This window comes from Pseudoalteromonas sp. R3 (genome assembly GCF_004014715.1).
In the GTDB taxonomy this organism is placed as follows: Bacteria; Pseudomonadota; Gammaproteobacteria; order Enterobacterales; family Alteromonadaceae; genus Pseudoalteromonas.
The window spans coordinates 4,461,520-4,485,443 of sequence record NZ_CP034835.1 but is presented as its reverse complement, the minus strand read 5'-3'; the positions used below and the strand labels follow the sequence as shown (position 1 = coordinate 4,485,443).

The window sequence follows — 23,924 nt, the reverse complement described above, 5'->3', positions numbered from 1 at the left end:
GCGTTTTTCTGGGTAGAATACGCACCCTTTCGAAATTTGCTGGTTGTTTTTAAGTAGGATCCCGTAAATGATTTATCACGAACATTTTGACGTTATCGTTGTTGGTGGTGGTCATGCTGGTACTGAGGCGGCGTTGGCTGCAGCACGTATGGGCATGAATACCTTATTGTTAACACACAATATGGACACCCTGGGACAGATGTCCTGTAACCCAGCGATCGGCGGGATCGGAAAAGGTCATCTGGTAAAAGAGATCGATGCTTTAGGTGGCGCAATGGCCAAAGCGATCGACAAAGGCGGGATCCAGTTCCGTACTTTGAACTCTTCTAAGGGCCCAGCTGTAAGAGCAACACGTGCTCAGGCGGATCGCGCTCTGTATAAAGCGGCGATCCAGGAGATCTTGCAAAATCAGGATAATCTGAAGATCTTCCAGCAATCGTGTGATGATCTGATCGTTGAGCAGGATCAGGTTAAGGGTGTTGTCACTCAGATGGGACTGCGCTTTAGTGCACAAACAGTGGTACTAACGGTGGGTACTTTCTTGGGTGGTCAGATCCACATCGGTCTGGAGAACTTCAAAGGTGGTCGTGCTGGCGATCCCCCTTCTATTGCATTGGCACAACGTCTACGTGAATTGCCATTCCGCGTTGATCGACTGAAAACGGGCACACCACCTCGTATCGATGCGCGTACTGTAGACTTTTCAGTGATGCAGGCGCAGCCAGGTGATACGCCAACGCCGGTATTTTCGTTCATGGGTAAAGCGTCGGATCATCCACAACAGATCCCCTGCTATATCACTTATACCAACGAGAAAACCCATGATGTGATCCGTGATAACTTGCATCGCTCGCCTATGTATGCCGGTGTGATTGAAGGGATCGGACCTCGTTACTGCCCGTCTATTGAAGACAAGATCGTCCGCTTTGCGGATAAAGAAAAGCATCAGATCTTTGTTGAACCTGAAGGGCTGACTTCCTATGAGCTATATCCGAACGGCATTTCCACCAGCCTGCCATTTGATATTCAGTTAGAGATTGTGCGTTCAATCCAGGGTTTTGAAAATGCGCACATTTGTCGTCCTGGTTATGCGATTGAGTATGATTTCTTCGATCCGCGTGACCTGAAGCAGTCTCTGGAAACCAAATTCATTAATGGTCTGTTCTTTGCCGGCCAGATCAATGGTACGACTGGATATGAAGAAGCCGGTGCACAAGGTTTGATAGCAGGTATGAATGCGGCCTTGCAAGTAAAAGGTCAGGAAGCCTGGACACCACGCCGCGATCAGGCCTATACCGGTGTTTTGATCGACGACCTGGCAACTCTTGGGACCAAAGAACCCTATCGTATGTTTACCAGCCGAGCTGAATATCGTCTGCTGTTGCGTGAAGACAATGCGGATCTGCGCCTGACAGAGAAAGGGCGTGAGCTGGGTCTGGTTGATGATGAACGCTGGGCGGCATACAACAATAAGTTGGAAGTGATGGAACAGGAAACGCAACGACTGCGCAATACCTGGATCCACAAAGATCACCCGGCGCTTTCGCAGGTGAACGAATTACTGAAATCGCCATTAACCCGTGAAGCCAGTTTAGAAGATCTGATCCGTCGTCCGGAAGTCAGCTACAAAGATCTGATGCAGATTGAAGGCCTGGCGAGCGACCAGGAGAATATTCAGGCGCTGGAACAGGTTGAGATCCAAACCAAGTACGCGGGCTATATTGCGCGTCAGCAAGACGAGATCAACAAACAGCTGCGCCATGAAGAAACCTTGCTCCCAGGAGAGTTTGATTATAGTCAGGTCAGTGGTCTGTCAAATGAGGTGGTTGCTAAGCTCTCAGAAGCCAGGCCACAAACAATTGGCCAGGCGTCTCGTATTTCTGGTATCACCCCTGCTGCGATTTCGCTATTATTAGTGTATCTGAAAAAGCAAGGGTTGTTGCGCAAGTCTGCGTAACAACAAACGGAAGACTGTGTTATTAGAACAACTTACAGCCCTGTTAGCCCACACGGACATCACGCTAACTGAACAGCAAAAGCAGCAGCTCGTCGATTATGTCGGGCTGCTCGACAAATGGAACAAAGCCTACAACCTGACTTCAGTGCGCGATCCTCAGGAAATGATGGTTAAGCACATCATGGATTCTCTGGTGGTTGCGCCTCATCTGAGTGGTAGAAACTACATTGATGTGGGCACCGGACCGGGACTACCCGGGATCGTACTGGCTATTGCCCTGCCTGATACACAATTTGTCCTGCTCGACAGCCTTGGTAAACGTGTACGTTTTTTAACTCAGGTAAAACATGCGCTTGGACTGGAAAACGTCACACCAGTTCAGTCTCGTGTTGAAGAATATCAACCAAGTGTTAAATTAGACGGTGTACTGAGCCGTGCATTTGCCTCGCTGCAAGACATGGTTCAGTGGTGTGGACATCTGGTCGATGACGAAGCCCGCTTTTTGGCATTAAAAGGCCAATTTCCGCAGCAGGAACTGGATAGCCTGCCCGCCGGTGTGACCCTGGAAAGTGATATCAGCTTACAGGTTCCCGAGCTGGATGGTGAACGTCATTTAATCATTCTGAAAAAAGACTAGTATTCGAGGACATAGTGGCTAGAGTCATTGCGATTGCAAACCAAAAAGGCGGTGTGGGGAAAACCACCACTGCGGTCAACCTGGCAGCCTCCATGGCAGCTACCAAACGTAAGGTCCTGCTGATAGATCTGGATCCGCAAGGCAATGCGACCATGGGGAGCGGCGTTGACAAATATGGCGAAGTGGCAACCATTTACGATCTTTTAATTGAAGAGACCCCAATTCAGGACGTGATCAGCAAAGAAACGTCCGGTGAATACCATTTAATTGCCGCCAACGGTGATGTTACCGCGGCTGAAGTCAAACTGATGGAATTGTTTGCCCGTGAAGTGCGTTTGCGTAATGCACTTGAATCGGTGCTGGATCAGTATGATTTTATTTTTATAGATTGTCCGCCTTCATTGAATATGTTGACGGTCAATGCCATGGCCGCGGCAGATTCTGTGATGGTGCCTATGCAGTGCGAATATTATGCACTGGAAGGACTAACGGCTTTGATGGATACCATTACGCAGCTATCTAAGCTGGTAAATCCACATTTACAGATTGAAGGGATCCTGCGCACTATGTACGATCCGCGTAACCGCCTGGCGAATGATGTATCTGAGCAGCTAAAACAGCATTTTGGCGAAAAAGTATACCGCACCGTGATCCCACGTAACGTGCGCCTTGCTGAAGCCCCAAGTTTTGGTGCGCCGGCGATGTACTATGACAGAGCATCCAGTGGTGCTAAAGCCTATCTGGCACTGGCCGGAGAAATGCTCCGCCGTCAGGAAAAACAAGCAGCAGCTGTTGCCTAAGAGGAAGAAAAACAATGTCGGTGAAAAAACGTGGTTTGGGTCGAGGTCTGGATGCCTTGTTGAGTTCGGCAAAACCTGCTGCCCCTCAGCCTGCCCAGCCTGAAGTCACGCAAACCCAGAGCACTGAACGTGCCGTTGAACCCGAGCAGGCCCCGCTGAGCAATGAGGTGACCGATCAGGAATTACAGCGGTTACCCATCGAGTATTTGCAACGTGGTAAATATCAGCCGCGCAAAGATATGTCAGAACAGGCACTGGAAGAGCTTGCCAGCTCAATTCGGGCTCAAGGGGTATTGCAACCGATAGTGGTGCGCCCGATTGCAGAAAATCAGTTTGAGATCATCGCCGGTGAGCGACGCTGGCGTGCTGCACAGCTGGCTGAACTGGATGTGGTGCCCTGTATCATTAAAGATGTCGCCGACGAAGCCGCGGTGGCCATTGCCCTGATTGAGAACATTCAGCGTGAAGATCTTAATGCTATGGAAGAAGCGGTCGCTCTTGATAGATTACTGAACGAGTTTGAACTGACGCATCAGCAGGTCGCCGACGCCGTGGGTAAATCTCGAACTACAGTGACAAATTTACTTCGTCTCAATAATCTCAATGATGATGTAAAAATCTTGTTGGAGCATGGGGATATTGAGATGGGTCATGCGCGTTGTTTGCTTGCCCTGACTGGTGAGCAGCAATCTGAAGCCGCCAGAACTGCCGTTGCGAAAGGGCTGACAGTACGAGAGACCGAGAAACTGGTGCGCACGATGCTGGAGCCCGTGGAGAAAAAACCAGCAAAAGAGAAAGATCCGGACGTTAAACTGCTTGAGCAACAACTAGCAGAGAACCTAGGAGCCAAAGTGGAGATAAATTATAACCAAAAAGGCAAAGGTAAGTTGGTGATTTCTTATGCAAATTTAGACGAATTAGACGGAATTTTGGGGCGTATCCAGCCCGATTTTCAACAACCCTCCTAATCTTACCTTTAAAGGCGAAATGGGCGCTCGAAAAGCGTTACATTTCGTCTCGTCAAGTTGCAAATTGAGCAGAAATAAGTATAATTTCGCCAGTTTTCTAGCCCTGATAAAATTTAGCGTCATTAAGGTTAAATATAAGTGACTCATTCGTTAGCAAGCCCGTATCGGCGTGCCGCATTAAAAGGTGTTTTGTATCAGGGTCTCGTAGCTATCATTGCTGCAGTAATAGTTTTTATTGGTTGGGGAGTAGAAGCAGGCCTGTCGGCGTTGGCTGGCGGTGCGGTGCTGGTACTCCCTAATTTTGTATTTGCCGCCTATGCATTCAGATTTATGGGTGCGAGCAAGGCAAATCAAGTGTATTCCTCTTTGAAACGAGGAAACGGATTAAAATTTTTGCTAACTGTTGTGCTTTTTGCGCTCATTTTTAAGCATTTTTCAGTGGTTATGTGGCCGTTTTTCGGCACGTATATGCTGGTGATGCTGACACAATGGTTGGTTCTGATTTTTTTTAATCATTAACTTTTAGGATAAAACAATGGCTGCAGAAGAAGTGACTCTATCGAGCCATATTCAGCACCACTTGACCAATGCCAAGATGTGTTCGACCGATGCCGGTCTGGCCTTCAATAAAGCATGTGCGGACAGTGGTTTCTGGACATGGCATATAGATACCCTCGCATGGTCCATCGGTTTAGGTCTTATTTTCTTATGGATCTTCCGAAGTGCCGCTAAAAAATCCACCACAGGCGTTCCTGGTAAATTCCAGTGCTTTATTGAAATGGTTGTTGAGCTCGTTGGTGATAACGTGCGAGACACTTACCATGGCAATAGCAAGCTGATCGCGCCTTTGGCCCTGACTATCTTTGTCTGGGTGTTCTTAATGAACTTGATGGATTTGGTTCCAGTTGATTTCCTACCAGCTTTCGCCGGCTTTGTTGGTGAGCAAGCATTTGGTATGGACCCACATGATGTTTACATGAAGATTGTACCGACCACAGACGTGAATATGACTGCTGCACTGGCACTGGGCGTATTTATTCTGATGATCGGGTATTCAATCCGCATTAAAGGCCTGGGCGGCTTCATTGGTGAGCTTACGCTTCACCCGTTCAGCTCTAAGAACAAATTAGTGATGGTTATCCTGATCCCATGTAACTTGCTACTTGAAACAATCGCATTGGTTGCTAAGCCTTTCTCGCTGGCACTGCGTTTGTTCGGTAACTTGTATGCAGGTGAGATGATCTTCATCCTGATCGGTGCAATCGGCCTGATGCAGCTTCCACTGCACTTTGTATGGGCTGTGTTCCACATCATGGTAATCGTACTGCAAGCATTCGTATTTATGATGCTAACTATCGTTTACCTCAGCATGGCTAGCACAAAAAGCCACTAATTAGCTGAAAAAATAGAATTTTTTAAACTTTAACTTTAATTTACTATTGAAACTTTGGAGATAAAAATGGAAATCGCAGTTGCTATTAAACTTATCGCTGTTGCTCTACTAATCGGTTTTGGTGCAATCGGTACTGCACTAGGCTTCGGTAACATGGGTGGTAAGTTCCTAGAAGCATGTGCTCGTCAGCCTGAGCTTGCGCCTCAACTACAAGTTAAAATGTTCATCCTAGCTGGTCTTATCGATGCCGTAGCAATGATCGGTGTAGGTATCGCTATGTACATGTTGTTCGCTCTTTAATATTGCAAAATACCTGAAACGAACAACTGTCAAGTAAGGAGGAGCGGTCGTGAACTTAAACGCCACTCTAATAGGTGAATTAATCGCATTTGTGGTCTTCGTATGGTTCTGTATGAAGTTCGTATGGCCACCACTAAATGGTGCGATTGAAGCTCGCCAGAAGAAAATCGAAGATGGATTAGCTGCCTCTGACAAAGCTGAAAAAGACCTTGAGCTAGCGCGCGAAAAAGCCGCTGAACAGCTTAAGGAAGCGAAAACTCAGGCTGCTGAAATCATCGAACAAGCTAAAAAGCGTGCAACGCTGATTGTTGACGAAGAGACAACTCGTGGTCAGCAAGAGCGTGAGAAAATCATTGCTCAGGGACACTCTGAGATCGAATCTGAGCGCAACCGCGTGAAAGAAGAGCTACGTCAACAAGTAGCGACTCTGGCTGTGGTTGGTGCAGAGAAGATTTTAGAGCGTGAAATCGATCAAGCCGCACACAGTGACATCGTTGAAAAACTTGTCGCTGAGCTTTAAGTAGGGGTATGAGCATGTCTGAATTGACTACTATCGCTCGCCCATACGCTAAAGCGGCTTTTGAACTTGCCGTTGAGAAAGGCACAGTTGAAGCTTGGAATGAAATGCTGTTCTTCGCAGGCCAGGTGGCCCGCGATGAACAGGTTCAGGCACTGTTAGGTGGCATTGCCACCGAAGCAGAGCAGTCTGATGTATTCATCAAGCTATGCGCTGAGCAACTCAACGAACAAGGCCAAAATCTTATCAAGCTGATGGCCGAAAATGAGCGTTTAGCCGCCATGCCAGCTGTTGCAGATTTGTTTGCTGAATTAAAAGCAGACTATGACAAAGAAATCGACGTTAACGTCGTTTCAGCAGCAGCGCTTGCCGAAGATGCGCAAGCAAAATTGGTCGCGGCACTTGAGAAACGTTTCGCACGCAAAGTTAAGCTGAATTGTAGCATCGACGAAACCATCGTAAGTGGTCTGGTCATTAAAGCCGGCGATACCGTTATTGACGGGTCTATTCGCGGCAAGTTAGATCGTCTTGTGACGACGCTACAATCGTAATTGGGAAAAAGAGCATGCAACTTAATTCCACAGAAATTTCTGCACTGATCAAGCAACGCATTGAGCAGTTTGAAGTTGTAAGTGAAGCGCGTAACGAAGGTACTATCGTATCTGTTACCGACGGTATCATCCGCATCCACGGTCTTGCTGACTGTATGCAGGGTGAGATGATCGAGCTTCCTGGCAACCGTTATGCTATCGCATTGAACCTTGAGCGCGACTCAGTAGGTGCGGTAGTAATGGGTCCATACGCTGACCTTAAAGAAGGCGTAAAAGTTAAATCAACAGGTCGTATCCTTGAAGTACCAGTAGGCCGTGGCCTGCTAGGTCGTGTTGTAAACACACTAGGTGAGCCGATTGACGGTAAAGGCGCGGTAGACAACGATGGTTTTGAGCCAGTTGAAAAAATCGCACCGGGCGTAATCGAGCGTCAATCAGTAGACGAGCCAGTACAAACTGGTTATAAGTCTATCGACTCTATGATCCCAGTTGGTCGTGGTCAGCGTGAGCTAGTGATCGGTGACCGTCAGACTGGTAAAACAGCACTGGCTATCGATGCTATCATCAACCAAAAAGACACAGGCGTTAAGTGTGTGTACGTTGCGGTTGGTCAAAAAGCTTCTACCATTGCTAACGTAGTACGTAAACTAGAAGAGCACGGCGCTCTTGAGAACACCATTGTTGTTGTTGCTTCAGCATCTGAGTCTGCTGCACTACAATTCCTGGCACCGTTCTCTGGTTGTACTATGGGTGAATACTTCCGTGACCGTGGTGAAGACGCGCTAATCGTATATGATGACCTGTCTAAGCAAGCTGTTGCTTACCGTCAGATTTCACTACTACTTAAGCGTCCGCCGGGCCGTGAAGCTTACCCAGGTGACGTATTCTACCTTCACTCACGTCTGCTAGAGCGTGCATCACGTGTTAACGCTGATTACGTTGAGAAATACACTAACGGTGAAGTGAAAGGTCAAACAGGTTCATTGACGGCATTGCCAATCATTGAAACTCAAGGTGGTGACGTTTCTGCATTCGTACCTACCAACGTTATCTCAATCACCGACGGTCAGATCTTCCTAGAAACTGACTTGTTCAACGCAGGTATCCGTCCAGCGGTTAACGCTGGTATCTCGGTATCTCGTGTAGGTGGTGCAGCGCAAACTAAAATCGTTAAGAAACTAGGTGGTGGTATCCGTCTAGCGCTAGCTCAGTACCGTGAACTAGCGGCGTTCTCTCAGTTCGCTTCTGACCTTGACGATGCAACACGTGCCCAGCTTGAGCACGGTGAGCGCGTAACAGAGCTAATGAAGCAGAAACAGTACGCACCAATGTCTGTTGCTGACATGTCTCTGTCTCTATTCGCTGTTGAGAAAGGCTACCTGAAAGACATCGAAATCAACAAAGTACTTGATTTTGAAGCAAGCCTTATCGCATTCGCGAAAAGCGAATACGCAGCGCTAATGACTCAAATCAATGAAACTGGTAACTACAACGCCGAGATCGAAGCGCAGCTGAAAGAACTTCTTGAGAAGTTCAAGTCTACGCAAACTTGGTAATGTGTTATGAAGGTGAGTAGTTAGCTACTCACCCAGATTCGGAGAAAGAGTCATGGCCAGCGGAAAAGAGATAAAAAGCAAGATCGGGAGTATCAAGAATACTCAAAAGATCACCAGCGCAATGGAGATGGTTGCCGCTTCTAAAATGAAGAAGGCACAGGAACGCGTCGCGTCCAGCCGCCCATACGCTGAAAACTTACGCAAAGTGATCGGTCGTATTGCTCAGGCTAACCTTGACTTCCAACACCCGTTCTTAATCGAGCGTGAGGTGAAGCGAGTAGGTTACATTGTTATCTCTACTGACCGTGGTCTTTGTGGCGGCTTGAACTCAAACGAGTTTAAGCGTGTAGCGAAAGACGTTAAAGCGTGGAAAGAAAAGGGTGTTGATGCAACATTTGCAACCCTGGGTGGCAAAGCTGCCGGTTTCTTTAAACGTTTTGGCGGTGAGCTTGAAGCCAAAAAAGCCGGGTTAGGAGATGCGCCTTCTGTTCAGGACGTAATCGGTCCTGTATCTGTGATGCTAAAAGCATACGAAGAAGGCAAAATTGATCGCTTATTCGTTGTGTACAACAACTTTGTCAACACAATGAAGCAAGAGCCTGTTATCGATCAGTTATTACCTTTGCCAAAAGCTGAAGAAGAAGTATCAGCTCACGCTTGGGATTACTTATATGAGCCAAACCCAGAGGCGATTCTAGAGACACTACTAGTGCGCTTTATTGAGTCTCAGGTTTACCAAGGTGTAGTTGAGAACGCTGCCTCTGAGCAAGCTGCCCGTATGGTTGCGATGAAAGCCGCAACAGATAACGCAGGTGGCCTGATTGATGAGTTACAGCTGGTATACAACAAGGCGCGTCAGGCTGCAATCACACAAGAGATCAGTGAGATTGTATCTGGTTCAGCTGCCGTGTAACGCTTCGGCAAAGTTTAACGAGAGGAATAGACATGAGTTTAGGTAAGGTCGTCCAAATTATCGGCGCCGTTGTGGACATCGAGTTCCCACAAGACAACGTGCCAGCCGTATATGACGCACTAAAAGTTACAGAAGGCGACCTGGCTGGTTTGACACTAGAAGTGCAACAGCAGCTAGGTGGCGGTGTGGTACGTGGTATCGCACTAGGTAGTACTGACGGTCTGCGCCGTGGTACTTCAGTAGAAGGTACAGCTGAGCCAATCAAGGTTCCAGTTGGTACAGCAACACTTGGTCGTATCATGAACGTACTGGGTGACGCAATTGATGAAGCCGGCCCAATCGGTGAAGAAGAGCGTTGGTCAATCCACCGCGCTGCGCCTTCATACGAAGAGCAAAGCAGCTCAGTTGAGCTACTTGAAACAGGTATCAAGGTAATCGACCTTGTATGTCCGTTCGCTAAGGGTGGTAAAGTTGGTCTGTTCGGTGGTGCCGGTGTAGGTAAAACCGTAAACATGATGGAACTTATCCGTAACATCGCAATCGAGCACAGCGGTTACTCAGTATTCGCCGGTGTTGGTGAGCGTACTCGTGAGGGTAATGACTTCTACCATGAGATGAACGACTCAAACGTACTAGACAAAGTATCGCTAGTATACGGTCAGATGAACGAGCCACCGGGTAACCGTCTGCGTGTTGCACTGACTGGTCTGACTATGGCAGAGAAGTTCCGTGACGAAGGTCGTGACGTACTGTTCTTCGTAGATAACATCTACCGTTACACGCTGGCGGGTACTGAGGTATCTGCACTACTAGGCCGTATGCCTTCAGCGGTAGGTTACCAGCCAACTCTTGCAGAAGAGATGGGTGTACTACAGGAGCGTATCGCGTCTACTAAGACTGGTTCAATCACGTCAATCCAGGCCGTATACGTACCTGCGGATGACTTGACTGACCCGTCACCAGCAACCACGTTCGCGCACCTTGACGCAACGGTTGTACTTTCACGTGACATCGCATCTCTTGGTATCTACCCTGCGGTAGACCCACTGGATTCAACTTCTCGTCAGCTTGACCCGCTAGTAATCGGTAACGAGCACTACGAGACGGCACGTGGCGTTCAGACTGTACTTCAGCGTTATAAAGAGCTGAAAGACATCATCGCGATTCTAGGTATGGACGAGCTATCTGACGAAGATAAGCAAGTTGTATCTCGTGCACGTAAAATCCAGCGTTTCCTGTCTCAGCCGTTCTTCGTTGCTGAGGTATTCACAGGTGCACCTGGTAAATACGTTTCACTGAAAGACACTATCTCTGGCTTCAAAGGCATCTTAAACGGTGAATACGATGACATGCCAGAGCAGGCTTTCTACATGGTTGGCTCAATCGACGAAGCGATCGAAAAAGCCAAAAACATGTAATTAGGGGGTTGTTATGGCAATGACAGTACGCCTTGACGTAGTAAGCGCTGAAAAGAGTTTGTACTCTGGTGACGTGACTGCGATCCAAGTGACAGGTAGTGAAGGTGAGCTGGGTATTCACCCGGGTCACGCGCCACTACTGACTGGCCTAAAACCTGGTATGGTACGTTTAGTAACAGAAGACAAAACTGAAGAGTTTATCTATGTTGCAGGTGGTACGCTGGAAGTTCAACCACAGACCGTAACTGTCCTTGCTGACGTTGCGATCCGTGCGGAAGAGCTTGACGAGCAAGCTGCTGAAGAAGCTAAACGTGAAGCGCAGGCGCAACTGGCTTCAGGCACCGCAGGCGAGCTGGATTACCAGCAAGCAGCGATGCAGCTTGAAGAAGCCCTTGCTCAGCTACGTCTTCTACGCCAGCTGCGCAAATAAGCAGCCACCTATCTGGTTTAAAAAACCCACGCACTGCGTGGGTTTTTTTATGTCTCTCACTCAATACAAGCAATACATGTCGTTAGATACGGCAGCGAGTTACAAAAACAGCCTTTTTGCATGTACCTACAGTTTTGTAAAGTACGACGAAGAGCAGCAGTAGAATGACAATTGAGTTGTATCTGTTTTGATGATAAAAGTAACTTTAGTGTAGCATTTTGTTGCAGCTTTACATCGTCAATTCGGAAATCATCCAGTATGAAACCCAACGCAAACCAGACACAGAGTCGATATATCAGCATTAATTCGTGGCAATTAGATATTGATTATCGCTTGCTAAGTCGCGGTGAGATCAAACGTGAGTTGGAACCCCTTATCTATGAACTGTTGATGTATTTTATCGAACACAATGCGCAACTGGTAAGCAGAAGGGATTTAGTTGATGCCATATGGGGTGGTCGTTTTGTGGATGATAATACCATTAACCGGGCTATTTTTGAGTTGAGAAAAGCGCTTAAACTGCCGCATGATGATGTTCAATATATTAAAACCGTTTATAAAAAGGGCTATAGCTTTCAGGCAAATATAGAGCATCTTACTCCCGCTCAGTGTGGCAGAGACAAAACGGCTCAAGGGATGCTAGAAATGGCCGGCGGACATGCCTGTGTGCCACTCTCAAACGCTGATGAAGCCACAATGACTACCAGGAAAGGGATTCAACACTGGGTAATGTTATTATTCGCGCTAGGGGTTATTTCAGCCTCTGTATTGTTTTTGGCTGCAACCCTTAAACTGGATCTTGTCGAGCCAAAACTGATGCAGCATGAAACTTTATTTTGGGAAAAGGGAACCGTCATTGCGCCTTCGGTGTCTTTCGACAAACAGTGGTTGGCTTTCTCTGCAGATCAAATTGGCGATGGCCGTTTCACGTTAAAGCTACAGAACCTGAGCAATTTAAAAGTGCACAATGTAAACAGTGTTGAATTAACAGACACTTATGCGGTTGGCTGGGCCACGCATAGCCCCGTGTTGTATTTTCAGCGGTTTTTTTATTCACAAGAGCGCTCAGGAGACTGTGAGCTTTGGTCTGCGGACTTTAGTGCAGGGGTTGAGCAGGCGAACTATCAAAAGCTGTTAGACTGCGATACATCCTATCTGATGAGTGTTGGCAGTGTCGATCCCGCCAACTCGATTGTATACACTAAATACCACTATCGGGGTGAACCGGGTCTGTCGGCACTGGTGCAGCGAAATTTGCGCACTGGTATGGAGTTTCAGATCACGTCACCTGATGCAAGTGGAAAAGGGGATTACTTTTTTCACTTTTCTCATAGCGGTACAAAGCTTGCTTTTCTCAGAGAAAAGGAAGAAAAGTCACAGCTATTTCTTGCCAATGTCGATGGAAGTAAACAGCAGAAGTTATTAGATATAAATAACTTTGTTAGTCGTGTGGAGTGGTCAGATAGCGATCAGCATATAGCCTGGTTTGACGCCCTAAGCGCATCTTTGTCACAGTTTTCGCTGGCAAATAATGAATTAGTTTTGCAGCCAATGCGCACCAGTCACCCATTGCAAAGCGTTATTAGTGGCAATCATGACAGCTATATCGCGGTCTCCAAATACAGAGACTTTGATGTCCAGCGCCTTCAGTATATTGCCGGGGAAGTTAAAGCCGTTGCCTACTCAGATTCTATGGTAGATGAAAAGCTGGTTGCCCCTTTTTACACTAAGCGCGGCAGTATTTACTTAACAGAAGGTCAGGATGGTACAACGATATGGCAAAATCAGAGGCGGGGCGAGAAAGGTTATTTTCCACAGCATCAACGCAAATGAAAGAGCTGCTGCTCTCACAAGATGACCGTTACCTGGTAATGGCGGATAATCATGCGCTCTACGTCTATTCTCTTTCAGCATTATCTCTGGAAGTAACCTTGCCTGTTAGCGGGGTAATCAATAGTGTTGTATGGCATGATCAACGCGTCCACTTTACTACACTAAGTGAAGGTCAGTCGCAGTCCTGGTATTTCGATTTAGCTGACAAACATGTGGTGCCTTTCTCATCTATTCCGATGCACTCTATTTTGTCCATCGACCATCAGCATGTCCTGTTTTTATCTCCACAAAGACATTTGATGCAAATGAACCGGATTGGCGGTCAGCCTTACATGTTGAAAGATTTTAGCCAGTACTCCTATTTACGCTGGGCCATCAGCGGTGAGCAGGTTTTTGTGAGTGATGGCTCCGCCGTTTTTAGTTTTCCCGTTAAGGAGCCAGACAGCTTTAAACAGGTTTATCAATCCGATGGTGGCTTCATTTTACGGCTGAAAGCCAGTGACCAGCCTACTCCCGATGTGTTTATCAGCACTGTTCAATGGCGCGACAATCTGATGCTACGTCTGTACAAGTAATGAGGTATGTAGGCGCTCTGAGAGAATGTGATTTTTTTATATCAAAAAAAATCATGCGGTTGTGTTTTTTTATTTATTTTTTCCTTAGAAATTCCTGAGTAACTTTTCCTTTTGCCGTGCTAACTTAGTTACATGGTTTAACGCGGGCTTTATCTATAGTTAAGCCATATGTCATTCATATTTAACCATGTAAAGTGTAGCGAGAATAACGATGAAAAAATGTCTAAAACTTAGAAAAGTGCCCCTTAAGCAGTTGTCAAAAAATAATAAGATGTTGCCAGGCTTTGTCACACCAATGGTTGTTGGTGGCGCGGCTCAGACTGATACCTTGCCTGATCCTAGTACGGATACTCCGTCTGTACATCGGACAACAAAAGGTTAAGCCTTTTAAGCTGGAGAGGGGCGAACAAGATGTTACATATCACTGTGTTTTCACCTGACCTGTGTGCTTGCTTTGATTTGGGGTGTCTCAATGAGGTGCTGGGAGATACGTCGCTTCAGGGGCGTTTTTTTAAAACCAAAAGTAAACCTGTATGTGTGGTGGATGCCGTCGACATCAGTGACAGTTTAGTGGCGCTGAAACAAGGGGATATTGTGATACTCTGTGGCTGGAATAGTACAGATGGTCACCTAGGTCGCCAGTCTGTAAGCTCTGTCGAGGCATTTTTGCGCCGTGGTGGCAAGGTTGTCGTTGTCGGACACTTGCCATTACCTGACTATCAGCTGCTGGTTGCAAGATATCGCACTCAGATCACTGTGCTGGAGTCGGGTCTGCCTGTTTTGGAGTGGGCAATTGGGTTCGTGCAGCGCAATGCTGAGGCTGAAATAGCGAATAGTATTGTTGATCGACTCAAATTGTGTCCGATTAAAATAGCCGCCTTAAGCGGCCTGCATAAACCGCCTGTGATGGAAGGCTCTGCGCGAATTAAAGAAGTGGTTGAGTGGGCTGAGTCGCACCTCGAGAAAGTAACATCCGTGGATATTTTAGCAGAAAAAGCGTTTATGTCGCGACGAAACTTTGATCGTCATTTTAAAGAGATGCTAGGTCAGAGCCCGAAAGACTGGTTAATGGAAAAACGCTTTAAACTTGCCAAGTCTTATTTGAAGTATAGTGATTTTGGTATGGAAGAAGTTGCTAGTTTAAGTGGGTTTGGTAACTACCCTAACCTCAGAAACTGTTTTAGTAAAAAGCTCGGTCAATCTCCTAATTCATATCGCATTGTCAGTCGTGCTGTTTAAACGTACAATTCAGAGATAGTATTTTCAAACATGCTATCTCTGACAGTATAGAGATTATTTTAATATAAAAATCAGTTGTTTGGTATTTCGCAGCCAACATTTGGGTTTGTTCCGCCTCCCAGCTCAAATAGAGCCAGTTCCTCCAGCGCTTCCTGTTCTATATCTTGTTCGAGATCTTCTTTTAAAATCTCAAGTTCCTTTTCTTCTGTTTTATTTAATGTCATTTTTATCACCATGGTTTATTTTAACAGTGATAAATTTAGTTTTAAATATCTAGTGAGGCTAGTGAATGTCTTGAACTTTAATGTGCTGTCTGAATTTTTTTGTTTATTAAAAAAGTACGCTTTCCTAAAATAATCAGCCTAAAATGGCTCATCTGTTTTTTTATTATAGTTTGTTCGCTAAATTTTAAACATCAAGTTTAGGAGGGCGTATGGACAATAATATTATACAAATGTTTAAAGCTGAGAGTGGTGAGGTAAATCGCTTTGATCCGCAGTGGTCTCAAAGCGTAGATCCCTTTCCAAGCAGTTTTGAGTCCAGCACGCCTACGCTGACAAAACCACGTACCAGTGGCTATACCATCTATATCGATCTACCTGATACAGAAGAAGAAATGTTACTGGTACACGGGTATTTGGGTCACAGAGTTAAAGTGACCCGGGATGTCGGGCTGTACTTGCGCTCGCAAGAAGATAAGCGGCCGCCACGCCCGCTGTATGGAGAGTGGAGCGATCCGGATTACCGCCATGTGGAGATTCCCGCCCCGGATAACGAAACACTGGCACAGCTCAAAAGCAAAGGATTTCTCACTCGTCGAACGCAGGCGCAGGAACTGAGCTTTTTTCGCCAGTTTGCCACCCAGAAGGCCAAAAGGCAGGTAAACACACTGCCATATTATTTAATTATGCCGACCTATTCGTGCAATTTACGTTGCCCCTACTGTTTTCAGGATCATATGAGAACAGATCCGGCTTACAAGCATCTGCTGACCACCATGTCTGAAGAAACGGTCGATTTGATTTTTGAGCAGTTGCCTGTACTGGAGCAGCGCCACCAGGTGGACAAAAGCCAGGAGCTGACCAGAACGTACAAGTTTTTTGGTGGCGAGCCCTTGCTTAAAGATTCACGTCCGATAGTTGAATATTTCATGGCAAAGGCCAGAAGTCACAGTAAGGCCAAATTTGTGGCTATCAGTAATGGCACCGAGTTACACCACTATCGGGATTTACTGGGAAAAAACGGGATCAGCGAAATTCAGATCACCCTGGATGGTAAGCCAGAAGAGCACGATAAGAGAAGAATCTACCCAGACGGGACTGGGAGCTTTTCGTTGATTGCTGACAACATCACTATGGCTTTGCAAGCGGGGGTTCAGATATCGGCCAGAGTGAATGTCGATAAAAATAATGTCAATGATCTGCCCAGTCTGGCAAACACCATAAAGCAGTATGGCTGGCATGAGTATAAAAACTTTAGAACTTATCTGGCCGTGATTGTTGCGCATAACGATCAGACGGAAGAAAAAGTGTGTTTTGGTACCCGGGAGCTCAACCATGCATTCATTAAATTAAAGCGACAATATCCAGACTGTGATGTGTTTCAGTTTGATGGTGACACGATGAAGCAAAAAGCTCGACAGGTATTCGATACCGGCAGAGAAAATAGCATTATGTCATCACAATATTGTGGTGCACATACCAAGATGTACGTCATTGATCCCTTTGCCGATATTTACGCCTGTTATGAAAAAACCGGTGATAAAAAAATTCGTATAGGTCATTTTGACAAGACATCCGGGCTGAATATTAATCAACAAAACGAGTGTAACTGGCGTTCACGTACTGTGGCGTCTAACTCTGTCTGCGCCCAGTGCCGCTATGCACTTTATTGTGGCGGTGGTTGTGCCATCAACGCAGAGGTCCGCACTGGCAAGTTGCATGCCAATTTCTGTGATTCGTTTGGCAAGCGATTTCGTGAAAGTATTGCTGAGGTTTACAGTGAGAGAGCAGAATCATGAATATTTTGCTTTGCACACTCGACTCCCCTGGGTTCTACAACCCGGTGATAGGACTTGCCAAAGCCTTAGAGGCGCAAGGGCATCAGGCGATGCTTGTCGCAAATCACAGGCAGGAACGGTATTTTCAGCTGGCAGGTGTGACTACGCTATCGGTGCCTCACAAGGGCGAAGGGTTTACAGTCTCCCGGTGGGGAAACCCGGAACATGGCGCTTTGCAGTTTAAGGATGTAAGAAAGGCGATTGATGTTTTTTGCCCTGATCTGATTATTACTCAGCCGATGGCATTAGGCAGTATTGCGGCGGCCCGTTGTGCGTTTATCCCCTTTGTCACTATCGGGCAGTTTTCTCCCTTATGGCAGGAGCGCCACTGGCAGGATCCTGACGTGTCCAGCGTGCTGTCTATGCACCGGGACATACGTGCCAGGGAGTTGTGTGCGTTTTACTTAGACCTGTGCCGTCACTTGAATCTGAACGATCCAATCAGGGACAGCAGAGATGTCCTGGGTAGCCTGCACCTGATCCGCAGTGTAGAGCCCTGGTTACAGGAGCGCCTGCCACAAGGTCTTGCCTACGCGGGGGGAATGCTATGGGAGGCGGGTCCTAGTCGCGAGATTCGTGACTGGCTGGTCAGCATGCAGCAACAGCAGCGCCCAATCATCTATGTCCAGCATGGTAAACGGTTTGGCCTGAAGACATTCTGGGAGCAGTTGCACAATTGGTCAAAAAATAGTGGTTATGCCTTTGCGTTAAGCACAGGCCGGTTCTTCCCCAGTGAGTATAACTGGCCTTCGCATACCCTATGTCACCCTTATATTCCACAGTCATTTATATTCAGACAGTGCACGGGTGCGGTATTACATGGTCATACAACATCCGTGGTGGGTGCGCTTTCTCATGGTATTCAAGCGACGCTGTTACCCGCCGGAGGGGAGACGGTCGACAATGCAATTATTTGTAGCGCATTGAGCTGTATACAGGTGCTTGATGACTGGTCCGAAATTACGTTCGATAAGGTCCTAAGTCAGCGCTTAGCGCCTTGCAAACCCACAGTCCCGGATAAAGCAAGGGGGTTTGATATGGCCGCCGGACTTGTCTGTCGGATTATGCAACCTAGCCACATGATGGCCTAAAACTAAAAGGTAAATAAAATGAGTGACAAAAAAGTAGAAAATGTAACAACACAAGAGCAAATGCTGGACATTGATGAAGTGTCTGCAGAAGAACTGGAAGAGCAAGCGGGCGGTCTGGCTCACAGGGATCGAGATGATGACGTAAAGGACTGTATTGGGCCCTTTACCGTGGATTGCTTTATTTACTAGCGGCTTTGGGAAGGTTGAACGGTAATCAGCCTTCCCGGCTTATCACGACCATACGATCGCAGCTTACTAACAGGTGGCAACCGTATGGAGAGTGACGCAAGACAAGGAGTCGGGCATGAAAGACGATGAGCAGCATTGGGCAAGCCCTGCACATATATCGGAACATCATACGGCATATCTGGCTTTAAAACGCGCCAGTCTCGCCAATCAGGCTGTGTCTATCAGTGTTCGTGAGCATGCCCTGTATCGTTCAAACAAATATCTTTATCTGACCATCTTGCTGACTGAGCAGTGTAATTTTCGCTGCACTTATTGTTATCAGTCTTTTCGCGATACTAAATTGTTACCGGCGATTGAGGCTGCGCTGAAGGCGTTTATTCACACTGAATATCTGCAAGGGTTAAAACATCTGGAAATATGCTGGTTTGGTGGCGAGCCCACACTGCATACGGAGCCGGTATTAAGGCTGGGTCACTGGATCCGGGCACACTGCCCGCAACTGGTATATCACGCCAGTATGAGCACCAATGGTTACCTTTTGAATACACGGCTGTTTGAGTCGTTGCTGGCAGCAGGAGTCAGGCACTATCAGATCTCCCTGGATGGCAATGAGCAGACACATAACACCACCAGAAAGCGGCGTACGGGGGCCGGGAGTTTTGTGCGTATCTGGCAAAATCTGACAGCGATAAAGCGACTATCAGGTCAATTTGGCATAGATCTGAGGCTGCACTACCACAGGTTGAACGCCCAGGACTTTGAGCAGTTCAGCGCTTTGGTTGAGCAGGAGTTCGGTTCAGATAGCCGTTTTAATCTGGTGGCAGAGGCCATCAAGAACCTTGGCGGTGCAAATCATAAACAGGCACAGGCACTGAAGGTTTCGCATGACACTTCGGGCCCCAAGGGGAATCGCATTTGTTATGCGGCCATGCCCAGGCACCTGTTGGTTTATCCGGATGGTCGGCTTGGCAAGTGTACCGTCAAGCTGGATGCCCCGGAAAATCTCGTCGGTCAGTTACATGAGGATGGCAGTATCACGTTGGATAAGGCGCGATTTCGCAACTGGACCCGAGGGTTTAGTACGCTCGATGCCGTCGAATTGTCTTGTCCGGCTAACCAGTCTAAGCGTGTCAGTCGCCATCCTGACTCAGTGAATCCAGGGGAAAATCTGATCCCCGTTGTTAATGTTGTAGGGTAATCATGGCTGTTCGAAAGAAGCGTTCTATTATCAGGCCGGAAGTGATCGAGGCGCGGATTGGCATTCAGGGTGACGTGCTCATGATCAGGCCGTTGTCTTTTCGCTATTTATGCCTTTTTTTTGTTGCGGTGCTAATGCTGGTGTGTGGCTTTATGGTCTATGCCGAGTTTACCAAAAGCACCCGGGTGCGCGGGATCATCAAAAGCCCATTGGGGGTCACAAAGGTGCTACCCAGGCAATCCGGGGTGATTGATACGCTCTTTGTGCAGGAGGGGGAGAGCGTGCAAAAGGGGCAGCCTTTGTATCAGATCCGCACTGAGCAAAATGGCGTCAGCGGCTCAGTATCCAAAGAGGTGACTCAAAGCCTGATCGAGAGCCTCAAACTGGTTGAAGAAAAGTTGCAGTTTCAGGTCCGATTGAATGACTTAGAGCTTCAGGAAGCGGAGCGCAAAATCGCGCAAATCAAGAGGGATGCAGCGCATACACAGGAGCAAATTGCGCTTGAGCGAGAATACCAACAGCTGTTAGGAAAAGAGCTCTCAGAAATTGAAACTTTGTATAAAAACCAGCAAGTGTCTAAGGTCGAGTACAACGGCAAATATGCGCAATACCTGGAGAAGCGGATTGCGGTTAAGGCGCTGGTCAAACAGCACGACGATTTAATTGCCACAGCGGAAGATGAAACGTTAAAGCGCCAGAATATAGGCGTGAACGGGCACGCTATGGTGCTGGAATATCGGCAAAAAATTAATGCATTGAAACGTGAAATTACCAATGCGGGCGCACAGGAAGCGTATCGAATACTGGCGCCCCACGATGGTGTGATTGCCAACATTTATTATCAAAATGGCCATTTTGCGCAGCAAGGGCAGGTGCTAATGAACTTACTGCCAGATGAGAGTGAACTGGTTGCCGAAATCTATATCCCAACGAGTGCAATTGGTCTGGTCAATGAGGGACAGGCGATCAATTTACGCTATCACGCATTCCCGTATCAGGAATTTGGCTTGTTTAAAGGCCATATCTACAACATCTCGCAAACGTTGATTGAACCGCATCAGGCGGAAGCGTCAAACCTGGTGGAAGGGCCGGTGTATCGTGCACAGGTCACCTTGCAGCAGCAATCTTTGTATGCCAAAGGAAAGGAAGTGGGCCTGCAAGCCGGGATGACACTGGATGCCGATGTCTTGGGTGAAACACGAACCATTCTGGCCTGGGTATTTGAACCACTCGCAGAAAAAGTGTCAGGAGCACAGCCATGATTGATCTCATTAATAAACTCAATTTTAGCCTGCGAGCAAAATTACCTGTGGTGCTGCAAAGCGAGGGGGCAGAGTGTGGTTTAGCCTGTTTGTGTATGATCGGGAGCTATTATGGCCATAAACTCGATCTGATCTCATTGCGGCGCAAGTTCTCGATTAGTCTTAAAGGTGCCACAGTTAAACAGTTAATTAGTATTGCCAATCAACTGGCGCTGATAGGCAGACCGATGCGGCTGGAGTTAGAGCAATTAAAACAGTGTAAATTGCCGCTGATTTTACACTGGGACATGTGCCACTTTGTGGTGCTCAAGTCGGTTGGGAAAGACGGTGTGTGGATCCATGACCCGGCCCGTGGCGCTATCAAATGTAGTTGGGAGCAGGTGTCGCGCTCTTTTACCGGGGTGGCTATTGAGCTGCGTCCGTCCGAAAGCTTTGAGCCGGTTGAAGCTGAACTCTCACTGGGTTTTTCTTTGTTGTGGCGAAAAATTACGGGTCTGAAACGCAGCCTGGGACAGGTCATGTTGCTCTCCCTAGTGATGCAGTGTTTTTTACTGATTGCCCCTTACTTCGTGCAGCTGGTGGTTGACAACGTGATTGTCACCAACGATTTCGAATTTCTGTGGATGCTGGGCGTTGGGTTTAGCCTGCTGTTACTATTGCAGGTGGCCACAAAAGGGGTCAGAGCCTGGGTTATTCTGTATATGCGTTCAATTATGGGGATCCAGCTTGTCGCTAACATGATGCGCCATTTGCTCAGGCTACCGATGAACTGGTTCGATAAACGCTTTGTGGGTGACGTGTTGTCACGCTTTCAGTCGCTGGATTATATTAAGCGGTTGCTCAGTGATGGATTTGTCGAAGGCATGTTAGATGGCCTCATGGCAGTGTTAACCCTGTCCATCATGTTCTTTTTGAGCCCCTGGCTGGCGGTGATTACCTTAGTCAGCGTGAGCCTGTTTACCTTTATCCGCACAATGTTATTTGCTCCTTTGCGCAACAACACCAAAGAATCACTGCAGCTCAAAGCGGCCTGCGATAGTTTGTTTTATGAATCGGTGCGATCGGTGCAGCCTGTTAAGGTCTTTAACGGTGAAGCGTCGCGTCAGGCTAAGCTGGAAAATGCCCAGGCCAACTGGATCAATGCTGATGTAAAAGTGGGCAGGCTGAACATCATGCAGCTGACCGCCAAGGACTTTGTTTATGGTTTCGAATACATTCTGCTGATCTGGGTTGGGGCGTTGTTTGTGTTGCAGGACAGTATGACAGTGGGTCTGCTATTTGCTTTTCTGGCTTATCGACAGCAATTTGCCAGCAGCTCGCAACTGTTTTTGGACAAGCTGTTTGAATGGCGCATGATGGGACTGCATTTGTCACGGATTGCCGACATCGCTTTGTCTGAGCCGGAAGAAGCGCTGGACAGCGACTATCCAATGCTGGGTGAGGTGAAAGGCCGTTTAGAATTAAACCAGATTGCCTTTCAGTATGACAAAAATGAACCCTTTTTATTCAAAAACTTAAATCTGACTGTTGAGGCTGGTGAATGTGTTGTGCTGACGGCACCGTCTGGCTTTGGAAAAACCTCTCTGATCAAGCTCATGATGGGCTTATCTGCGCCCACACAAGGCAAAGTGTTACTCGATGGTATTGATATTCGGAAAATGGGATTGGTCAACTATCGCAGTGAGATTGCTGCTGTGATGCAGGGAGACACCTTACTGTCAGGCTCCATTGCGGACAACATTTGCTTTTTGCCAATGAACAGGACCCCGAACTGATGGAATCTGTGTGTCAGCAGGCGCAGATACTGGATGATATTAAAGCCATGCCTATGGGCTTTAATTCTCTGGCTGGTGACATGGGCAGTACATTATCCGGTGGCCAGGTACAGCGGGTCTTAATTGCACGCGCTTTGTATAAGCGGCCAAAAGTACTGTTTCTGGATGAAGCCAGTAGTGCTTTGGATAAGCAAACGGAGAAAAAAATTAATCAGGTGCTCAAGCAGCTTGGGATCACCCGGATCATGATTGCGCACCGTCAGGAAACAATAGATATGGCAGACAGAATAATCAACCTGCCTGAACTGATCTCTGACTCAGTGCCACCTGAACAAGCCCCGCCCCGTACACTGGTGGCAGTAAAATAAAGACGCGAAAGGAGTGTTGAAAGTGTTTATTCGTATTTGCCTATTCTTAGTAATGCTACTCAGTGGCGGTGTACAGGCCCAGTCGCGCATATCTGCAGAAGAGCGTTTGTTTGGTCTGGCCATGTTGTGGAAAGAAGCCAGTTATAATTTTGCCTACTTTGACCAGGTGCCTGATTTGGATTGGGACGCAACCTATCAGGCGTTTATTCCTAAGGTATTGGCGGCTAAATCAGACTATCAATATTACAAGGTACTAAAACAATTTTTAGCCACCTTAAATGATGGGATGAGTTATGTTCAAATGAATCATGAGCTGAGAAACAAACATAATGCATTGCCACCTATTATGCTAGCCGAGGCTGAGCATCAGGCCGTGGTGGTAGGGATCAGCGAGACGCTGGCTTCCCAATTGCCGTTAGGATCCATTATTACGCATGTTGATGGCGTTGAGGTTAAAGACAAGCTCCAACAAGAAGTTTTTCCGTTTATCAGTAGCTCAACAGAGCATATTCGATGGCATGAGGGCATTAAAGGTAATCAGGGTCTGGGTTATGGATTATTGATGGGGCAAGTGGGTACGGTGGTGAAGGTGCGTTTTACTACGCCTGCTAATCGCGCTGGCCACCTGTCTATGATAAGAGAAGCTGATTTGTCAGGGGTTGCCTGGCAATTAGCCAGCGGTGTGATGGCCAATACACACTCGGTTGTGCATAAGGTCCTGGCTGACAATATCCATTATGTGGCGCTGAATGATTTTTCTCAGGACAGTGTGACCGAGCAGTTCATTAAGCTGCTACCACAACTGCAAACAGCCAATGGGCTGGTCATAGATTTAAGGCAAAATAGGGGGGAAATACCTTTGTTGCCGAGTCAATTCTTAAGTACCTGACTTTTC

The 23,924-nt window shown here is 47.3% G+C and carries 25 protein-coding genes; 24 read left to right on the top strand and 1 reads right to left on the bottom strand.

Features of this window, described 5'->3' with window-relative positions; translation table 11 throughout:
* Positions 1–67 precede the first annotated feature (67 nt).
* The 16 genes from mnmG to ELR70_RS24565 all read left to right on the top strand — a co-directional run bounded on the left by mnmG (position 68) and on the right by ELR70_RS24565 (position 15,087).
* On the top strand, positions 68–1,957 hold the full coding sequence (gene mnmG / locus ELR70_RS24640) for a tRNA uridine-5-carboxymethylaminomethyl(34) synthesis enzyme MnmG (protein ID WP_054016194.1): 1,890 nt from the start codon (positions 68–70) through the stop codon (positions 1,955–1,957).
* 16 nt (positions 1,958–1,973) lie between these two features.
* Complete coding sequence (rsmG, locus tag ELR70_RS24635) at positions 1,974–2,594, top strand: 16S rRNA (guanine(527)-N(7))-methyltransferase RsmG (RefSeq protein WP_054016193.1); 621 nt, start codon at positions 1,974–1,976, stop codon at positions 2,592–2,594.
* A gap of 14 nt (positions 2,595–2,608) precedes the next feature.
* Entirely contained in the window at positions 2,609–3,394 is a 786-nt protein-coding gene (locus ELR70_RS24630) for a ParA family protein (protein WP_010384867.1), read from the top strand.
* A gap of 14 nt (positions 3,395–3,408) precedes the next feature.
* Positions 3,409–4,362, top strand: a complete 954-nt coding sequence (locus ELR70_RS24625; RefSeq protein ID WP_054016192.1) for a ParB/RepB/Spo0J family partition protein — start codon at positions 3,409–3,411, stop codon at positions 4,360–4,362.
* Positions 4,363–4,500: 138 nt separating this feature from the next.
* Positions 4,501–4,881, top strand: a complete 381-nt coding sequence (locus ELR70_RS24620; RefSeq protein WP_054016191.1) for an ATP synthase subunit I — start codon at positions 4,501–4,503, stop codon at positions 4,879–4,881.
* 16 nt (positions 4,882–4,897) lie between these two features.
* On the top strand, positions 4,898–5,755 hold the full coding sequence (gene atpB / locus ELR70_RS24615; protein WP_054016190.1) for a F0F1 ATP synthase subunit A: 858 nt from the start codon (positions 4,898–4,900) through the stop codon (positions 5,753–5,755).
* A 66-nt stretch (positions 5,756–5,821) separates the two neighbouring features.
* Complete coding sequence (gene atpE / locus ELR70_RS24610; RefSeq protein ID WP_008222392.1) at positions 5,822–6,055, top strand: F0F1 ATP synthase subunit C; 234 nt, start codon at positions 5,822–5,824, stop codon at positions 6,053–6,055.
* A 49-nt stretch (positions 6,056–6,104) separates the two neighbouring features.
* Positions 6,105–6,575 carry a F0F1 ATP synthase subunit B gene (gene atpF, locus ELR70_RS24605; protein ID WP_054016189.1) on the top strand — a complete coding sequence of 157 codons (471 nt, stop codon included), beginning with the start codon at positions 6,105–6,107 and terminating at the stop codon, positions 6,573–6,575.
* Between the two features lie 14 nt (positions 6,576–6,589).
* Positions 6,590–7,123 carry a F0F1 ATP synthase subunit delta gene (gene atpH, locus ELR70_RS24600; RefSeq protein ID WP_046004731.1) on the top strand — a complete coding sequence of 178 codons (534 nt, stop codon included), beginning with the start codon at positions 6,590–6,592 and terminating at the stop codon, positions 7,121–7,123.
* Positions 7,124–7,137: 14 nt separating this feature from the next.
* On the top strand, positions 7,138–8,679 hold the full coding sequence (gene atpA / locus ELR70_RS24595; RefSeq protein ID WP_046004730.1) for a F0F1 ATP synthase subunit alpha: 1,542 nt from the start codon (positions 7,138–7,140) through the stop codon (positions 8,677–8,679).
* 52 nt (positions 8,680–8,731) lie between these two features.
* Complete coding sequence (gene atpG / locus ELR70_RS24590) at positions 8,732–9,592, top strand: F0F1 ATP synthase subunit gamma (RefSeq protein WP_054016188.1); 861 nt, start codon at positions 8,732–8,734, stop codon at positions 9,590–9,592.
* 32 nt (positions 9,593–9,624) lie between these two features.
* Entirely contained in the window at positions 9,625–11,010 is a 1,386-nt protein-coding gene (atpD, locus tag ELR70_RS24585; protein WP_010384876.1) for a F0F1 ATP synthase subunit beta, read from the top strand.
* Positions 11,011–11,023: 13 nt separating this feature from the next.
* On the top strand, positions 11,024–11,440 hold the full coding sequence (locus ELR70_RS24580; RefSeq protein WP_046004727.1) for a F0F1 ATP synthase subunit epsilon: 417 nt from the start codon (positions 11,024–11,026) through the stop codon (positions 11,438–11,440).
* A 258-nt stretch (positions 11,441–11,698) separates the two neighbouring features.
* Entirely contained in the window at positions 11,699–13,273 is a 1,575-nt protein-coding gene (locus ELR70_RS24575) for a winged helix-turn-helix domain-containing protein (protein WP_128064766.1), read from the top strand.
* The gene (locus ELR70_RS24570; RefSeq protein ID WP_164881468.1) at positions 13,270–13,848 is read left to right on the top strand and encodes a hypothetical protein; all 579 of its coding nucleotides are present in this window, start codon (positions 13,270–13,272) and stop codon (positions 13,846–13,848) included. Before ELR70_RS24575 ends, ELR70_RS24570 begins: the two co-directional genes overlap by 4 nt.
* Before the next feature lie 411 nt (positions 13,849–14,259).
* Positions 14,260–15,087 (top strand): helix-turn-helix domain-containing protein, encoded by an 828-nt coding sequence (locus tag ELR70_RS24565; RefSeq protein ID WP_054016186.1) that lies wholly within the window; start codon positions 14,260–14,262, stop codon positions 15,085–15,087.
* Between the two features lie 71 nt (positions 15,088–15,158).
* Here the strand turns inward: ELR70_RS24565 and ELR70_RS25050 are convergent, their stop codons facing one another.
* Positions 15,159–15,311, bottom strand: coding sequence for a hypothetical protein (locus tag ELR70_RS25050; protein WP_160317402.1), 153 nt, complete (start codon positions 15,309–15,311; stop codon positions 15,159–15,161).
* 209 nt (positions 15,312–15,520) lie between these two features.
* Between ELR70_RS25050 and ELR70_RS24560 the strand changes: the two genes are divergently transcribed.
* The 8 genes from ELR70_RS24560 (at position 15,521) to ELR70_RS24530 (ending at position 23,918) form a co-directional block, all read left to right on the top strand.
* On the top strand, positions 15,521–17,107 hold the full coding sequence (locus tag ELR70_RS24560; RefSeq protein ID WP_200908214.1) for a radical SAM protein: 1,587 nt from the start codon (positions 15,521–15,523) through the stop codon (positions 17,105–17,107).
* Positions 17,104–18,237 carry a hypothetical protein gene (locus tag ELR70_RS24555; RefSeq protein WP_054016185.1) on the top strand — a complete coding sequence of 378 codons (1,134 nt, stop codon included), beginning with the start codon at positions 17,104–17,106 and terminating at the stop codon, positions 18,235–18,237. Before ELR70_RS24560 ends, ELR70_RS24555 begins: the two co-directional genes overlap by 4 nt.
* Before the next feature lie 18 nt (positions 18,238–18,255).
* The gene (locus tag ELR70_RS25045) at positions 18,256–18,426 is read left to right on the top strand and encodes a hypothetical protein (protein ID WP_160317401.1); all 171 of its coding nucleotides are present in this window, start codon (positions 18,256–18,258) and stop codon (positions 18,424–18,426) included.
* A gap of 115 nt (positions 18,427–18,541) precedes the next feature.
* On the top strand, positions 18,542–19,624 hold the full coding sequence (locus ELR70_RS24550) for a radical SAM protein (RefSeq protein WP_054016184.1): 1,083 nt from the start codon (positions 18,542–18,544) through the stop codon (positions 19,622–19,624).
* Between the two features lie 2 nt (positions 19,625–19,626).
* Positions 19,627–20,886 carry an HlyD family efflux transporter periplasmic adaptor subunit gene (locus tag ELR70_RS24545; protein WP_054016183.1) on the top strand — a complete coding sequence of 420 codons (1,260 nt, stop codon included), beginning with the start codon at positions 19,627–19,629 and terminating at the stop codon, positions 20,884–20,886.
* Positions 20,883–22,661 (top strand): peptidase domain-containing ABC transporter, encoded by a 1,779-nt coding sequence (locus ELR70_RS24540; protein ID WP_128064764.1) that lies wholly within the window; start codon positions 20,883–20,885, stop codon positions 22,659–22,661. Before ELR70_RS24545 ends, ELR70_RS24540 begins: the two co-directional genes overlap by 4 nt.
* Complete coding sequence (locus ELR70_RS25805; protein ID WP_164881467.1) at positions 22,661–23,029, top strand: ATP-binding cassette domain-containing protein; 369 nt, start codon at positions 22,661–22,663, stop codon at positions 23,027–23,029. Before ELR70_RS24540 ends, ELR70_RS25805 begins: the two co-directional genes overlap by 1 nt.
* A 22-nt stretch (positions 23,030–23,051) precedes the next feature.
* Positions 23,052–23,918, top strand: coding sequence for a S41 family peptidase (locus tag ELR70_RS24530; RefSeq protein ID WP_128064762.1), 867 nt, complete (start codon positions 23,052–23,054; stop codon positions 23,916–23,918).
* Positions 23,919–23,924 lie beyond the last annotated feature (6 nt).